The organism is Pseudomonas sp. ML2-2023-6, from assembly GCF_037055265.1.
Taxonomy (GTDB): Bacteria; Pseudomonadota; Gammaproteobacteria; order Pseudomonadales; family Pseudomonadaceae; genus Aquipseudomonas; species Aquipseudomonas kulmbachensis.
This window is the reverse complement of the sequence record NZ_CP146347.1, coordinates 3,548,782-3,563,297: the sequence shown is the minus strand read 5'-3', so window position 1 is coordinate 3,563,297 and position 14,516 is coordinate 3,548,782. Positions and strand designations below refer to the sequence as shown.

The following is a 14,516-nucleotide window of genomic DNA, read 5'->3' as shown; positions in this document are numbered from 1 at the left end:
GATACAGCGTGTTTAGAGGTTCTAAACAAATTTAGTAAAACTAAATCAACAAGGATGTACCAATGAATAATCCTCGCTGGCGGCTTTGCCTCATTTTGTTATGCACGACTCAATTTGTGGCATTGCTCGACTTTTCTATCACCATGATTCCCTTGCCACAGATTCAGGAAAGCCTGGGGTTCACCCCTGGGGCCTTGCAGTGGGTCATCAATGCCTATGGCGTCGCCATTGCGGGGTTTCTGCTGTTGGGTGGGCGCGCTGCCGACATGTTTGGCCGTCGCCGGGTATTTTTGCTGGGCCTGGTGATCTTCACCCTGGGCTCGTTGCTCGGCGGCTTCTCGCAGAGCCCCGCAATGCTCATCGTGACCCGGGCCATGCAAGGCTTTGGCGCGGCACTCTTTTCACCGGCGGCCTTCTCGCTGCTGCTGGCGCTGTTTCCTGACGAGAAATCGCGCAACCGCGCGTTAGGGGCCTGGACGGCCGTAGCTGCAAGCGGTTTCGTCGCAGGGTTGATTTTGGGTGGGCTGATCACCGACGCGCTGGGCTGGCGCTGGGTGCTCTGGATCAACGTCCCCGTGGGTGTGCTGGTGATTGCCCTTGCAGGGTATTTGCCAGAAGGCAAGCGCGAGGCTTCAATGGCTGCGATGCGCCTGGATATCGGCGGCGCGATTCTGGTCGCAGCGGGTGCTGCAACATTGGTGTTCGCGTTTGCCAACAGCGAGCACGTAGGTCTTGCATCTCCCGTCACATACGGGTTGATTGCTCTGGCCGTGGGGCTGCTCGCGATATTTGTGTGGGTTGAAAGCCGGGTCGAGTATCCGCTGATGCCCATTCCGATTTTTTGGCGGCGCATGACCGGCGGCGCAAACCTGGTGTCGCTGCTGGCGAATACCGCGTTGGGGCCGACTTTTGTCGTCGTGGCTCTGTATATGCAGGAAATCCTCGGTTTCAGTGCTACTCAGACAGGCCTGGGGCTGTTGCCGATGGCGATAGCCTTCACGCTCTCCAGCGCCTGGGTCGGACCTACCCTGATCGCCAGGGTCGATACCAAACCGGTGATTCTGGGCGGTATGACGCTGTTTATCTGTGGCCTGGCTTTGCTGGGCGTTTCCTTGGCCGTGGATACTTCCTGGGCCGGTTCGATTCTTCCCGGAACCTTGTTGGCGGGCATTGGTTACGGCATCGCATTCCCGGCCTGGACCGTGGCCGGTATCGAGGGCGTCGATGCGGTCGATCATGGTTTGGCGGGCGGCATGCTGACCACGACCCAGGAAGTCGGGTCTGCAGTCGGTCTGGCCGTGGGTGTCGCGGTGAGCATCGCCGTGCTGGCGGACGGGGGTAGTGCAGTGCAAGGCTTCAGCTACGCCATCCTGGTGTCTGCCTGCATGGTGGTAGTGGGGTTTGTGTGTGCCGCGCTCATCCTGCCGAACAAGGCTGCGCGGGTAGTTCATTACACGTGAACTGAGCAACGAAGTGCATTCGTGAACCTCTCAACCCGGTTCACGAAGCACCCCATCAATGCTCCTCTGCGCAGTGCAGCATGGTGACTACTGTTTTTGCAGGTCGCCAGGTTTCAATGCCTTTTCGAAAAAGCTCTTGGTAGGGCCGTAGAGGCGCAGGATCACGAAAAACCCTTTAGTTGTGTCATGAGGATTAGGTATCGAACCGAATCAGCTATTGGTCAAGGCAATCTTGGTAAAACGCTCACAGAAGCATTCTCACTGAATGACTCCGCTTATATAAAACAGCCCCTACATTAAGCTGAGCGTGAGAGCCTTTCTTTGTGGGTACGTAAATCACATTTCCTTGCACCTGTATGGCATACCACCCACTTTGGTTTTAGGTTCTGTGTGCCACTGATTCGGGATAGGAAACCGCCGCGAAACACTAGCGCTGTGAATTATCCAGAGGTCGGACGCCATCATCGAAAACGACGTTCCGTTTTCGAAACGTCGTTCCTTCGATACAGTACGGTTCTCTGATCCTGTCCATGCGGAAATGCCGGAAATCTTCACGTGCAGGATCCCAGGCCACCAGATACCAGAGTGGCGGCAGAATCAGCATCGCTTGCGGCTCAACCACACGTGTGCTGCTTTCACCTTTTGCATCGCGGTAATTGAATCGCAGATGCAGGCGCTGAAGAAAGGCTGCCTCAAATTCCGGAAGCAAGGCAGGGTCCATTGTTCCGATATTGGTTCTGTCCACCTGCGGGGCAAGTTCTCCAATATACAGACAGTCCAGAAAATGCCGCAAATCCCGAATTTTGTCTGATGGCAGTGCCTTTTCAATCTTTGCAAGTCCGGTATCTGCAACGCTTGAGAATGGTAGATTTCCCGCCGCACGCATAGATGCCACGCTGATCAAAAGCGCAAAAACCTCGATCACTGAAAGACGTGGCGCGGTCTGAACTGAACGGGGGTCAAGTTGCAGCCCGCCGCCGCGACCAGGTTCAGAGCGAATGACAAACCCTGTTCTCGCAACGCATTAATGTCACGTAACAGCGTGCTGCGGGATGCCCCTACCTGGCCTGCGAGCTCGGCAATGGTTGATGATCCGTTGCGGCGGAGGCTGCGTATGATGGCTTCTTGTCGAAGGCGAACATTCATCTTCTTTGGATCAATAATCAAAGGTGTCAGATTTTGACACCTTTACCTCGTAGTTTACGAGTGTCGACGTCAGCTGGATGTCTGGCACAAATCCTCGGAACTACCGACATCAAGTGCTGCGCCGCTGCCTGATCGCCCATCCAAACCAAAAAGGAAGATAAATGTTTAACTCCAACGGCTTTCCCATGCCCACTTTGATCTCGGTAAACGGTGTTGAATTGGAAGTTTTTGAAGCAGGAAAAGAAAATTTTGGAAACCCGATCGTACTTTGTCACGGCTGGCCGGCGCATGCCTTTTGCTGGCGGCATCAATTGCCAGCGCTTGCGACCGCTGGCTATCACGTCATCGTGCCGAACCAGCGTGGGTATGGCAATTCTGCACGGCCGACTGACGTGGCCGCATATGACCTCGCGCATTTGACTGACGACCTTGTCGCGCTGCTTGATCACTTCGGATACGACGATGCCGTCTTTGTCGGCCATGATTGGGGCGCTAATGTTGTCTGGGGTACGGCGCTACTGCATCCAAACCGAGTGAGCAAGGTCATCGCGCTCGCACTTCCCTATCAGGAACGGGGTGACATCCCGTGGGTGGAGTTGATCGAAAGCTTCATGGGGCCTGATAACTACATGGTGCATTTCAATCGGCACCCCGGAGTGGCGGATGCGATCCTGGATCAAAACAGGCAACAGTTCCTTCGAAATCTGTATCGCAAGAACGAACAAACACAAGCACCCGAACTAGGAATGGCAATGATCAACTTGGCTGAGGCCGAGGCTGAGGCTGATACCGGAGAGCCGCTCATGACAGATGCCGAGCTGTCTGTCCTCGACGCCGCGTTTGAGGTCTCTGGCTTCACGAGCAGTATCAACTGGTATCGAAATCTGGACCGCAACTGGCATCTCTTGGCGGACGTTGACCCGATTGTTCATCACCCCGCGCTAATGATCTACGGGGACCGCGATACGATACCAAAGTCCCCAAATCTGAGTGACTTTGTGCCAAACGTCGAGGTTGTCAGCCTGGACACAGGCCACTGGATTCAGGAAGAAAAGCCACAAGAGACAACCAAGACAATTCTGGACTGGTTAAAGCAGACGTCTGCAAGCTGACCTTTAAAAGAGCAATTTTTCAACAGAGTCGGCCAGAAGCGGTCATTGCGTGTCTACATAATCAAGACAATTCATCCGGCACTGGCCCTTTGTCGAGCATCATTTGAAAAAGCTGTACCAAGCTGGACCGCTGCTCGCCCAACGGTAAGAAAAATTGGCGGTCAACTTCCTCCACAACAAGGACGGCCTCGTGCGCCAATTCTCGCCCGGCATCGGTGACGGAAATTACCTTGGCCCGAGTGTCGGTAGGATGGGCATTCCGCTCGAGCAGACCATTGGCGAGGAGCGTGCGAACCGTCTGAGATGTTGTCATTGGGTCACTGCCGGTCAACTGCGATAGTCGCGTCTGGGTAAGAGGTTCTTGCGAACTGAACCAGGTAACGACTGCCAGCATGACGAACTGAGTGTGCGTCAAACCCAGCGGTTGCAACGCTGCGCGCTGATCTCGCTGCCAGTTATTGGAGATGCGCCAGAGCAAAAATCCAGGGCTGTCAGACGGTCCGCTGTGGACGGTGGGGAGTGGCTTCGACGTCATGGGTTACTCCTCAATGCTGCCAGATCAACGTCCATCGCGCGGGCAATGACGCCAATGTCGTTATCGGTTAGGGGAATCAGACCACGCCTCAAAATAATGCCCCAGTTTCGCGGGACACACAGATCCAAATCCCCTCGCACTGTTTCCAGGGGCACTTCTCTTGCCTGGCCATACTTAACTCGGCGGCGAAACGGTACAAAACCGTTGCCCATGTCGTATTCAAAAACCTCGTCGTCGTGGATCATCCCCAGCGCTGTGAATGCTTTCAGAGGGGCGCCTTGCATCTCCACACTCGGTGAGTAGTAGACGAAAATATCGCCTTTCTTCATTCTGCGTAGCGGCTGAGCCTTGCCATGGCATACCTGCGCAAAACCTCCCTCCACACCTTGGCAAACGTGCGAGCGCGACACAACGCCAAGCCACGCCTGAGTCATTGGCTCACCTGCCGTTCTGCCCGTTCTGCCAGAGCGCGCAATACGTCTGGAAAGTCAGAAGAAACCTGATCACAAACTGCCTGGGCGCCGATTCCGTTTACATCGATCGTGTAAGTGATTGAGCAGTTTCCAGCGGGCAATAAACTCACTTCATGCCTCACGCGCACAGTGATGTCGCCAAGCGTGGTCTCGTCTGTAAACCCGGTAGGTTCAGTGACTTCTACGAGCTGGGACTTAATGACCTCCTGATCCGGCAACACCATCGTCATCCACGTGCCTTTAATGAAGAGACCCTCAAGTACGCACGAATAGACGCCTGCATTCCATTCCTTCCAGCCAGCGACGTCTGTGAAAAACCCCCAAATCATGGCGGTGGTTGCGCTAGTTTCGTGGCTATACGAAGCACTGGCGTGGTGAGTGTGAGGCATGCTGAACTCCCTTTATGCATGCGCGCATATTGTATGTGCGCATACATAATTGATCAACGCAGTCGTTCAATTAATTAAACGGGGAACAGATTAATTTCCCTTCTCTAACACGTCCGCTTCTGGACCGATTGCGGCCGTCGCTAAGAGCCGCAACCATCCAAAGCAACCCTTCACAATCAACAGGGCACTGACTCTGGAATGCCAATGGCAGTCAGCTTGTTCTAGATTGATGGCGACTCAGACATCTCTACCAGCAGCTGCCCAAATGCATTGGCCGCAGGTGTCTTTCCTGTGGCACTCCAAATCAGTCTGAAGTCAGCATCCAGCAGCGCTGGCAGGCCATGTTGGCCGTCAATCACCACCATGCCGGGCTCTAGATCTCCCAACGGTAGAGCGGTGACGGCAAGCCCCGCCAACACTGCTGCCCGCAGTCCTTGTTGACTTGGGGAGGTAAAGGCTACGCGCCAATCCACAGTGGAATGCTCCAATGCCTCTACGGCCACTTGGCGGTGCAAGCAGGGCGTTGGTGCAAACGCCAGCGGCAAAGGGGAGTCGCCGGTAAAGGCGAAACTCTGCGCTGCGGCCCAGACAAACCTGGTTTCGCGCAGCACGGTACCGCCGGGCGGACTGCCCGGCAATGCCATGACGACGGCCAGATCGAGCCCATCGGCATCGACCAGCGCGCGCAGATCAAGGTAGGTGCCAACGGTTACATCCAGACGTACGGCGGGAAATTGTCTGGCGAACCGAGTCAGTAACGGCGGCAGGCCGTCGCCGATAAAATTTTCAGGCACTCCGAAGCGCACGGTCCCGGATACCGACGACGCTTCGAAACGCCGGGAGAGGGCGTCTTGCGCTCTTAGGACGTGTTCGGCATGGCGCAGGAAATCTTCGCCATCTTCTGTCAGCGTCAAACGTCGGGTGGTGCGCACCAGTAGCGTGGTACCGGCCTGTTCTTCCAAGCGACGGATTTGATGACTGATCGCTGACTGGCTCAAGTGCAGCCGCTCTGCGGCACGAGTGAAACTGCCGGTTTCCTTGATCGCGACAAAAGCACGCAATAGCGCTGGGTCGAAGTCCATTTAGTCAACTCATGACGAATATTAATAAAACTTACGAAATTAAATCATTTCTGTCATTTTTTAATTACTTCCAGAATGCGGCCGGTCACTTGGAGTTATGTCTGGCGAGGCTGACATTCAGAGCGGTCTTGCCGGAGCCCATCAACTTGATCTGGAAGATCACGATGCAGTTCTCTTCTTCGCAAAAAGATGTTTTCACGATAGCCGCCGTTTGCTTGGCCTCGCTGATGTTCGGCCTGGAAATCTCGAGCGTGCCGGCCATTCTGCCCACACTTGAATCGGTTCTGCGCAGCGATTTCAAAGATATGCAGTGGATCATGAATGCCTACACCATCGCCTGCACCACGGTACTGATGGCCACCGGCACACTGGCGGATCGGTATGCACAGGAAACCGGGATTGTCCTGAGCAACGCAGCGATGGGCGCGCGCTACGATTTGCATGCGATGTTGATCGAGGCCGCACTGGCTGGTCTCGGCGTGGCACTCGTACCGCGCCTGTACGTGGAAGCGGAACTGGCGCAAGGCCGGCTGGTTGCGCCATGGCCGCAGGAAAAGAATGTCGCCAAGACCTTTTGCCTCGTGTTACCCGACCCCCTTGAGCTGAGCCGCGCGCCCATCCAGGCATTTGCGCATTGGCTGTTGGAGGAGGCGCAGGTGAAGTAGGGTCGTGCGCAGGTGCCAGGACCGGTTCGGTTTCGTAGGCCACGTTAGTGCTGATCCCCCGGGGTGATGATGTCTATGCACGACCAGCTATTCAGTGGATAGGTGATAAAGCTTTTGTGTCTGCTTTTGGCCGAAAGTGGTTGTTCGCGAGCGGCAGCTATCGGCCCAGAGCGTGTAAAAACGCGTCGCCAAAATTGAAGTGTGCGCTTCTACGTTAAATCTGGCATTTATCGGCACATCTGCAGATGTGGATTTTCCGTAGAAGCGCGACTTCCAGTCTGGTTTTGAGTGCCTATCGCACTGAAAAACGTTTTTACACAGCCTCGGCCAAAAGCAGACGTTTAGCCTTATGTCCCAATCATTCATAATGATTGCTCGATTAAAAGCGAAAATTAATGCGTTTATGTTTGATCAATACTTGAAACGATGGGAGCTGACCATCGACGGTGATGCTTTCGTCTCGCTGAATGGCAATCTACTTCCCGTTCGCCACTACGGCATGCCCGCCATGCTCAAAATCTCGCAAGAAGTGGAAGAGCAAGCAGGCAATCTGCTCATGGCTTGGTGGGATGGTGAGGGGGCGGCGCCCGTGTTGAGACATGATGGCGAGGCCTTACTGATGGAGCGCGCGAGCGGCTCGGCCTCGCTTACACGTATGGTGAGCTGCGGCCAGGACGATGAGGCTACTCGCATTCTCTGTGCTGTGGCCAGCCGCCTTCACACACCACGCGCAAAACCGGCTCCTGCTTTAGTCCCACTGGTGCAACGGTTCGAAGCCCTATGGAGCGCAGCGGCAACGCACCGAGGGGTATTTGTACAGAGCGCGAAAACCGCTCGCGAACTCCTGGATGCGCCGCGCGACTTAAGGGTACTGCATGGTGACATCCATCACGGCAATGTGTTGGACTTCGGATCTAAGGGGTGGCTCGCTATCGATCCTAAGGGACTGTACGGTGAGCGCGGCTTCGATTACGCGAATATTTTCTGCAATCCCGATATCAAAAGCGCTTTGGCCCCAAGTTGTTTCGCGCGCCGGATCGGTATCGTGACACAGGCATCCGACATCGATCGCCACAGGTTATTGCAATGGGTGCTCGCGTGGGCCGGGTTGTCAGCAGCCTGGATGCTCGAGGACGGCATTGAGCCGGCCATCCCCCTTGGAGTGGCGAAGCTTGCAGCGTTGGCGCTTGGGTTGTGAGTTTTACGGTAGGGCAAGGCCAAGAATAATGTTCTGCCGACCCAATAATGCAAGTAGCCTTGTTCTCATTTTGATCCTCTAGACGCTGAAGCATAAGTGGAGTGTCCAGGTTACGCGTTTGGCACGACCTGCCCGTTACGCTAGCCAAAGTTATCGCTTTACTCCTGAGTTGTGCGACGACCGATTCCGGGCTGGTGAGAGGGATAGTGTGCGGTTCCCGTGATGTTGCAATCAATTCAGCATGAGTAAAAACCATAGGTGAACTCAAGGTACGGCATGCAGCTGCGAATGTCGGGCGCGAGGTGTTTGGCAGTGGTATGAGCTTGGGATTTTGTACTTTGGCAGGACGCCAGGGGGAGGGGCGAAAATCAAGAATTGCGGAACAGCTTTCAGAATTACGGAACAAAAAACAAAGGGCCTGCACGAAGAATCTCATGCAAGCCCTTGATTTGTTTGGTGCCCGAAGCCGGAATCGAACCGGCACGCCCTTACGAGCGGGGGATTTTAAGTCATCTTACCCGTCGCCAGCATACAAAAGCAGTTGAGCGCTGAGGCCGGCTTTTGCCCGTACTTATAGGCTTAAAAACTTGTTAAAACAGTAACTTACGGACATTCTTAGCTGCATTAAAGAGCGGGTGAAAGCTGAGCTCGGCAGGCCTGGAATGGCGAAAGCTACCAGCAGAGCTCCCACGCCAGCTCCCAAATAGCTCCCAAGCCGGCTACCAATTTTAAGGTGCTGCATACCAAATCGCAGACAGCAAAAAACACCAAGGTCTCGGTAGACGCTGGGGACAAATAGGGGTGTTTTTTGATTGAGCGGGATGAAGCTAGATGGTGCCCCGAGCCGGAGTCGAACCGGCACACATTTCTGCGACGGATTTTAAGTCCGGTGTGTCTACCAATTTCACCATCGGGGCTGATGTTGCGGTAAAGCAGGCGACGATTTAACCCCAAAACAAAGTCAAAATCAATCACTTAACCAGGGAAACGACGTGTTATGGCCTTGAAAATTAATTTTACTAAGTCCACGCTGGACGACCTGACGTGCCCGCAAGGCAAATCCGACATCCTAGTGTACGACACGGAAATCAAAGGTCTGGCGATCCGGGTCACCAAAGCAGGCGGTAAAACTTTTTTTGTGGTGCGCAAAATCAAAGGGCGAGACCACAGGATTAAGCTGGGTGCTTTCGACAAACGCACTACAAAAATTCCGATGATTCGCGACGAAGCCCTGTCGGTGTACACGAACCTGGAAGCGATGCTGGAGGAAAAAACCACGAAAGACTTGCAAGAGGAAGTGACTGTCGAGAGCGCATTCGAGGACATGCTGATCGCAAAAGCGAAGCTCACTGAGTGCACCATCGACGACTATCGCAAGACTTTTAAAAATCACATTGCTCCAAATTTGTCCGGCAGGCCTTTGCGCACAATAGCCGCTAAAGATGTGACCGCCCTGCACGCAAAGGTGACTAAACCGTTGCCAAAAAAGGATGGGACACTTGGCCCGCCACGGGAGAGGACGGCTAACAAGACACTATCCCTGCTCGGCTCGATCTTTTCGTTTGCCATAGCCTTTTACGATAGCGGCTCAAAAAGGCTGGTTGAATACAATCCAGTTGACATCATGACTACGCTAAAAATCTGGCACGAAAATAAGCGATCAAAGATACGCATAAATCCTAATGAGCTTGGGGGGTTTATTGCAGAGTGCCTAGCTATTGCTGATCAGCAGCCGATGCGAGATGTGCCAACATCTTTTAAAACCGTTTCAGCCGCTGTCCTCTTTATGCTTTTTAGCGGAGTGCGGCCATGTAAAGCCCAAGGTCACCCAGGATGTCGTCCAGATCGCCAGGGAGCTCATGAATCTCGCATCGCTGATCAACGCCGACCGCCCCGGCAGTGAGCTCCTTGAAAAAGTGAAGTACATCGCCCAGGTAAACCTCGGGGGTGTTCAATGATCGGCAAGATTTTTCCGAAGTCAGCAGGCTCTTTCAAGAACCGCATTCGATACATCTTCGGCTGCACAAAGCACGACCACGGGATCAGCGGAATCCGTACGATCAGCTTCAACACCATGAGCAAAGATCCACTGCCAGGCGTCCTTCAGGGTAACGAAGCAGACCTCGCGGAGATTATCAAAGAGTTCGACCAGATTGAGACCCTTCGCCGCTTCTCAATCGACTCTGAGAAAGCCATCAAACCGGTCTTCCACGCAATGCTGTCCCTGCGCCCCGGAGAGTCCCTGACAACTCCACAATGGCGTCAGGCGGTCACCAAATACATGACTGATCTGAGCTTTGACGAGACTAACCAGTACGTCGCTGTAATGCACCAGGACAAGGATCATCAACACGTCCACATCGTCGCAAATCGCATCCGGCTCAATGATGACTTCTCCATGGTCAGGGACAGCAACGAACGCTCAATCAGCCTGGAGTCAGTGTCGGGTATCGAAGACCGCTTCAACCTGAGCAAAGCCCCTAAGCCGAAGGGCACCTGGGGCGTCTCGATCACCCATGCCGAGCTCCAAGCATCGATTCGCGACAACGACCTGCCTTTGAAGCACAAGATGATCACCAAGATCGCTGGAGCTATCGAAGCCACGAACGCCCAGGATGGCGACATGTTCGACTTCGTCCGGGCGCTGAGAAAGCAAAAGGTCTACATCAAACTGACGCTGAACGACGATGGCCAACCCAAAGGGATCTCGTTCGAATTTGACGGCAAACACATCAGTGGTAGACAGCTCAAGCGCTCAAGATTGACTTGGCACAAACTAACTACACAGGAAGGAATACATTATGACCCCGAAACCATTTCAGAGCTTCAGGTCGAAATTGTTCGAAGAGATCAGGACGAACATCAAAGATCTGAGCGACTCCGGTACTTCTACCTCCTATTCGAAGGCGGCGCGCGACGAATCCCGATCAAAGTCAAATCAAACAACTGGAGACTCGACAGAGACGTCAAAGCGATCCTAGAAGCCCTGGAAATGCTGCTAGGTATCGATCTGACCTTAAAGGGCGCTAACAACAGGCCATCCAAGTATTATGTCGAGTACATCCCAGGCCAGCCTCTGGTTCTACCCGCCAAAAAGCCAATGGAGTACGAGTTTGATTCACTGCATCCATAATGCTCGGTTCGTTATTGGTGATGGCGTACCCGGTCAACGCGTTGCTGGGTACGTTTTCAGCCTTCAAAGTGGCGATGACTACATCCAAACGCAACCAATCCAAGATCTAGGAAAACGTAGGTGAGCTTTTTGTTGAAGACAAAAGCTGGCAGCACGCACCAGACCGCCGACTTTAAGTACGACGATGCGCGGTGTCAGGATTGCAGGGGTTTCGATCATGTCGTAGCGCGTGACATCGACTGGTTCGAAAGACGATTTCTTCCATTGAGCCGCAGATCCAGCAGCGTAAAAACTCTCAAAAAAAGTGTCTTGGATCATGGTGAGCCGGCCAGCACCGTTAGTTGGCGCGCTGATGTCGACAGCAGTAAACTGATTTTTTCGACTTTTTGAGCCGGCCAGTAGAGTTGCTCGACACCACCTACGCTCCATTTCACCCGTTTCGGGGCTTCGGTTTTTATCTGGTAACCTTTAGCTGCCTTGATTTGATCATGGCTCTGTGAGTTGGCATGGCTTATTTTAATACAGCCTTTTTATCGTCACTTTGCGTAGGCTAGCCAAGCAAGGATCATGCCCATTCAAGCGGTTATTGGACAACCTCATGATCGCTATCGCCCGCTTTCCGCTACGTAGCCTCCCGACGAAAATCTAGCTCGATCGTCCAAGTGTCCGCGGCCTCAACAATTTTGGTCGCGCTAATGTTTATGGGTGCAGCGCTGTCCGTGAGCGTCTAGACAGGTCACCTTCCTAGTCCCAGCGTTAGGCTGGCAGAGTCTGGGTATTTGATTGACGCTAATTAGGCCAGTTTTTGCCGCAGATCATGAGGGGAGGCTGAGGAGGCGGTGACGAAAAAAACGGTCGATGGTGGCGAATCAATCCTGAACTACGGCCTTCATTAAGTGTGTCCGGCTGAATCTGGAATGGATGGCAGAATGTACTGGAGTAGCTGACTGGATGGCCGTGAGAACGATATTGAAACTCAACCTGAAACTGACGTGCAGTAGAGCAGAGTGGAGCAACCAGCTGATACGCTAATCGATTGTCCCGGGGCAGAGGGCACCGCTACATCTGTTCAACATAGGTTCGCCAGTGAGGCTGTCCTCAAACCAGACATTTTGATGGTGTGCCGATTCCCAAAATCTAGACGTAATTATCCCAAAAAATTACCGCTTTCATTTGAGATCAAAAGATAAGCTAGCCGGCCTGCGGCCGAATAAGCGATTCTCTGAAATCCAGCCCATGTACAAGTTTTAGGAAAAGCACAAGGAAGATGAAAGTTGATTTCTATAATTTCTGCAGTTTTATATTGAAGTGCGTTCAGAAAGAGAAGAATGGTTTGCTTTTTAAGTATTTTAAAAACAGCTAAAAAAGTTGTCAAGGCCTCAAAATGATATATTTCTAATTCTAATTTGACAGTATTGTGGGTTTTTAGTGATCTACCGAGCAGTGGATGTGATATTGGCTGATTATTGAATTGTAACAGGGTGTGTTTCGCATGATATTGATTTGATATGAAGTCCTTAATGAGGGTTAAGGCATGATGCAATGATAGGGTTTTTGACGAAGAATCCTGTATTTATAATTCAGGCAAGGAGAGCCAGCGGTATAGTGCTCCCCCCGTGAGTATTCAATTTATGCATGGCGAGTAGAGGATGCCGCGAACACTCTTAACCCCCGGGTAAGCGCTGCCGGAATGTTTTTTGATAACTCGCCATGATTAAGTTATGAGGTTGACTATGTCTGGGGTTGAATCAGCACTCATCTTGACGGTTTGAATCGCCCCGGGTTCTTTAGACCCCCTGAAAGCTCATTGCGTAACGCTTTTCAAACTCTACCGGCAACAGCTGATTGTTGAAACCATGACGAAGTTTCGCGTTGTAGAAAATCTTGATGTAATAAAACACATCACTACGTGCATCTTCCCGCGTGGTGTAGATTTTCCGCTTGATCCGTTCCCGCTTTAGAAGCTGGAAAAAGCTCTCGGCCACGGCGTTGTCATGACAGTTGCCTCGACGACTCATGCTGGCAACCAAATGGTTCGCTTTTAAAAAACTGCGCCAATCCGAGCTGCTGTACTGGCTGCCTTGGATGGAGTGAACCATCACCTTGTGTTTCGGTTTACGCCTCCAAACCGCCAACAATAACGCATCAATTGCCAAATCACCGGTCATCTGCGACTTCATTCACCAGCTAACAACCTGACGAGAAAACAGATCCAGCACCACAGCCAAATACAGCCAGCCCTCATACGTACGGATGTCGGTGACCCAAACTTTGTTGGGTTCTCTGACATCGAACTGGCGCCTCAGCAAACTGGGTGCGGCGACCGCTGGCTTACCGCCGTACTTTCCAGGACTACGTCTATACCCTGTCCAAGAGCGCAGCCCTTCAAGACGCATAAGCAGTGAGCGATAGCCGGTTCTGATTCACACGCGGAGGTGCGAAAGTGGCAGCCGCCCTTGGGCACAGGGTTACTAGTTTTCCGTGCATGCGCGGCGGGAGGCTTGGGGGATGGGATGTCGCATCCCGACAGTTGCCCCTTGGTGAGCATGCGTGAGACCTCATCGAGTAGAATCCAACAGTGCTGCCTAAGAGTGGCCGGCTGTGGAAGCCACCGCTAGAGCTAGACCGCGAGGTACTTAGACTCATTGACTGGCGGCGGATCCAGAATCTGAATGCCAGATTTTATGAACGGTTGAAGCAGCCATCCCTAATTTTAAAGATGTCTGCTTCTGCGTCATTCCTTCAGCTTTGCAGGCAAGCACAGCCTGAATTCTATCTGCCGGGATAGGTCGCTTGCCGGCTTTGCCTGTTACTAAACCACCGCCTTCGAAATGGCTCGGTAAACCAGAGAGAACCCCTAGCGCTTCAAGCTTGTTCATCTCTGCCAGCAGACGGGCATTGAACGAAGTGAGAGATTCTTGACGCTCGTAAATGGATGCCATCGCCAATAAAGCAATGGGGTCGACTTCCAGTCGCGCGCTGATGCGCTCGAGCATGTCGAGTGTGATGTTGGTCTTCGCGTGCTCGACATTGTGCAAATGCCGTGCTTCCACTGCGCCACCTAGTTGCTCTTGAGACAGACCTCGAGCAGTTCTGATCGAGCGTAGGATCGCTGCCAGCGTTGATCTCGAAGGCATGGGTGCTTCCCGTAAAGGGAAGGATAAGGCCACATTGAACAATTCATATCCATGTAATATAGTGCGTAATTGTGAATTTCAGGTGAGTAGCTACCACCGCACTGCACTGGCGCCGATGGTTGGGCTCCGTCGTCAGCAGCGGTTTAGTCCATATTTGTCAATTTAAAGGAATTATCGCTGAGGTTG

General features: G+C 53.0%; 14 protein-coding genes, 1 tRNA gene and 1 pseudogene. 6 read left to right on the top strand and 10 right to left on the bottom strand.

The window, feature by feature from the left end; genetic code table 11:
• The first annotated feature begins 62 nt into the window (after positions 1-62).
• Complete coding sequence (locus V6L79_RS16305) at positions 63-1,460, top strand: MFS transporter (protein WP_338579161.1); 1,398 nt, start codon at positions 63-65, stop codon at positions 1,458-1,460.
• 427 nt (positions 1,461-1,887) lie between these two features.
• Here the strand turns inward: V6L79_RS16305 and V6L79_RS16300 are convergent, their stop codons facing one another.
• Both V6L79_RS16300 and V6L79_RS24765 read right to left on the bottom strand, forming a co-directional pair.
• Positions 1,888-2,385, bottom strand: a complete 498-nt coding sequence (locus tag V6L79_RS16300) for a WYL domain-containing protein (protein ID WP_338579160.1) — start codon at positions 2,383-2,385, stop codon at positions 1,888-1,890.
• Positions 2,382-2,606 carry a winged helix-turn-helix transcriptional regulator gene (locus tag V6L79_RS24765; RefSeq protein WP_405046598.1) on the bottom strand — a complete coding sequence of 75 codons (225 nt, stop codon included), beginning with the start codon at positions 2,604-2,606 and terminating at the stop codon, positions 2,382-2,384. The genes V6L79_RS16300 and V6L79_RS24765 overlap by 4 nt, the downstream gene beginning before the upstream one ends.
• A 161-nt stretch (positions 2,607-2,767) precedes the next feature.
• Between V6L79_RS24765 and V6L79_RS16295 the strand changes: the two genes are divergently transcribed.
• The gene (locus V6L79_RS16295; RefSeq protein WP_338579159.1) at positions 2,768-3,718 is read left to right on the top strand and encodes an alpha/beta hydrolase; all 951 of its coding nucleotides are present in this window, start codon (positions 2,768-2,770) and stop codon (positions 3,716-3,718) included.
• A 61-nt stretch (positions 3,719-3,779) separates the two neighbouring features.
• Here the strand turns inward: V6L79_RS16295 and V6L79_RS16290 are convergent, their stop codons facing one another.
• From V6L79_RS16290 to V6L79_RS16275, 4 genes are all read right to left on the bottom strand, one after another.
• The gene (locus tag V6L79_RS16290) at positions 3,780-4,253 is read right to left on the bottom strand and encodes a MarR family winged helix-turn-helix transcriptional regulator (protein WP_338579158.1); all 474 of its coding nucleotides are present in this window, start codon (positions 4,251-4,253) and stop codon (positions 3,780-3,782) included.
• Entirely contained in the window at positions 4,250-4,687 is a 438-nt protein-coding gene (locus tag V6L79_RS16285; RefSeq protein ID WP_338579157.1) for an EVE domain-containing protein, read from the bottom strand. Before V6L79_RS16285 ends, V6L79_RS16290 begins: the two co-directional genes overlap by 4 nt.
• Positions 4,684-5,115 carry an SRPBCC family protein gene (locus V6L79_RS16280; RefSeq protein WP_338579156.1) on the bottom strand — a complete coding sequence of 144 codons (432 nt, stop codon included), beginning with the start codon at positions 5,113-5,115 and terminating at the stop codon, positions 4,684-4,686. The genes V6L79_RS16285 and V6L79_RS16280 overlap by 4 nt, the downstream gene beginning before the upstream one ends.
• Before the next feature lie 221 nt (positions 5,116-5,336).
• Positions 5,337-6,197 (bottom strand): LysR substrate-binding domain-containing protein, encoded by an 861-nt coding sequence (locus V6L79_RS16275; protein WP_338579155.1) that lies wholly within the window; start codon positions 6,195-6,197, stop codon positions 5,337-5,339.
• A 164-nt stretch (positions 6,198-6,361) separates the two neighbouring features.
• On the opposite strand from V6L79_RS16275, the gene V6L79_RS16270 reads away from it, so the two are divergent.
• A complete protein-coding gene (locus V6L79_RS16270) occupies positions 6,362-6,862 on the top strand; it encodes a LysR substrate-binding domain-containing protein (RefSeq protein WP_338580325.1) in 501 nt (166 codons plus the stop codon).
• A gap of 403 nt (positions 6,863-7,265) precedes the next feature.
• Positions 7,266-8,060 (top strand): aminoglycoside phosphotransferase family protein, encoded by a 795-nt coding sequence (locus V6L79_RS16265; protein ID WP_338580324.1) that lies wholly within the window; start codon positions 7,266-7,268, stop codon positions 8,058-8,060.
• Between the two features lie 832 nt (positions 8,061-8,892).
• Here the strand turns inward: V6L79_RS16265 and V6L79_RS16260 are convergent.
• Positions 8,893-8,977: transfer RNA gene (locus V6L79_RS16260), tRNA-Leu, on the bottom strand.
• Positions 8,978-9,057: 80 nt separating this feature from the next.
• Here V6L79_RS16260 and V6L79_RS16255 point away from each other — a divergent pair.
• Positions 9,058-9,963 (top strand): hypothetical protein, encoded by a 906-nt coding sequence (locus V6L79_RS16255; RefSeq protein WP_338579154.1) that lies wholly within the window; start codon positions 9,058-9,060, stop codon positions 9,961-9,963.
• A gap of 51 nt (positions 9,964-10,014) precedes the next feature.
• Positions 10,015-11,193, top strand: coding sequence for a relaxase/mobilization nuclease domain-containing protein (locus tag V6L79_RS16250; protein WP_169916584.1), 1,179 nt, complete (start codon positions 10,015-10,017; stop codon positions 11,191-11,193).
• 78 nt (positions 11,194-11,271) lie between these two features.
• Here the strand turns inward: V6L79_RS16250 and V6L79_RS16245 are convergent, their stop codons facing one another.
• The 3 genes and pseudogenes from V6L79_RS16245 to V6L79_RS16235 form a co-directional block, all read right to left on the bottom strand.
• On the bottom strand, positions 11,272-11,511 hold the full coding sequence (locus V6L79_RS16245; protein WP_169916585.1) for a hypothetical protein: 240 nt from the start codon (positions 11,509-11,511) through the stop codon (positions 11,272-11,274).
• A gap of 1,469 nt (positions 11,512-12,980) precedes the next feature.
• A pseudogene (locus V6L79_RS16240) lies at positions 12,981-13,592 on the bottom strand (IS3 family transposase); the annotation flags it as partial.
• Between the two features lie 243 nt (positions 13,593-13,835).
• A complete protein-coding gene (locus V6L79_RS16235; protein ID WP_262372321.1) occupies positions 13,836-14,330 on the bottom strand; it encodes a helix-turn-helix domain-containing protein in 495 nt (164 codons plus the stop codon).
• Positions 14,331-14,516 lie beyond the last annotated feature (186 nt).

Excerpts from the sequence above, each read along its gene's own strand:
- V6L79_RS16235 (WP_262372321.1), bottom strand. The coding sequence starts at position 14,330 with ATGCCTTCGAGATCAACGCTGGCAGCGATCCTACGCTCGATCAGAACT.
- V6L79_RS16280 (WP_338579156.1), bottom strand. The coding sequence starts at position 5,115 with ATGCCTCACACTCACCACGCCAGTGCTTCGTATAGCCACGAAACTAGC.
- V6L79_RS16245 (WP_169916585.1), bottom strand. The coding sequence starts at position 11,511 with ATGATCCAAGACACTTTTTTTGAGAGTTTTTACGCTGCTGGATCTGCG.
- V6L79_RS16305 (WP_338579161.1), top strand. The coding sequence starts at position 63 with ATGAATAATCCTCGCTGGCGGCTTTGCCTCATTTTGTTATGCACGACT.
- V6L79_RS16270 (WP_338580325.1), top strand. The coding sequence starts at position 6,362 with ATGCAGTTCTCTTCTTCGCAAAAAGATGTTTTCACGATAGCCGCCGTT.
- V6L79_RS16255 (WP_338579154.1), top strand. The coding sequence starts at position 9,058 with ATGGCCTTGAAAATTAATTTTACTAAGTCCACGCTGGACGACCTGACG.
- V6L79_RS16285 (WP_338579157.1), bottom strand. The coding sequence starts at position 4,687 with ATGACTCAGGCGTGGCTTGGCGTTGTGTCGCGCTCGCACGTTTGCCAA.
- V6L79_RS24765 (WP_405046598.1), bottom strand. The coding sequence starts at position 2,606 with ATGAATGTTCGCCTTCGACAAGAAGCCATCATACGCAGCCTCCGCCGC.
- V6L79_RS16290 (WP_338579158.1), bottom strand. The coding sequence starts at position 4,253 with ATGACGTCGAAGCCACTCCCCACCGTCCACAGCGGACCGTCTGACAGC.
- V6L79_RS16265 (WP_338580324.1), top strand. The coding sequence starts at position 7,266 with ATGTTTGATCAATACTTGAAACGATGGGAGCTGACCATCGACGGTGAT.
- V6L79_RS16275 (WP_338579155.1), bottom strand. The coding sequence starts at position 6,197 with ATGGACTTCGACCCAGCGCTATTGCGTGCTTTTGTCGCGATCAAGGAA.
- V6L79_RS16250 (WP_169916584.1), top strand. The coding sequence starts at position 10,015 with ATGATCGGCAAGATTTTTCCGAAGTCAGCAGGCTCTTTCAAGAACCGC.
- V6L79_RS16295 (WP_338579159.1), top strand. The coding sequence starts at position 2,768 with ATGTTTAACTCCAACGGCTTTCCCATGCCCACTTTGATCTCGGTAAAC.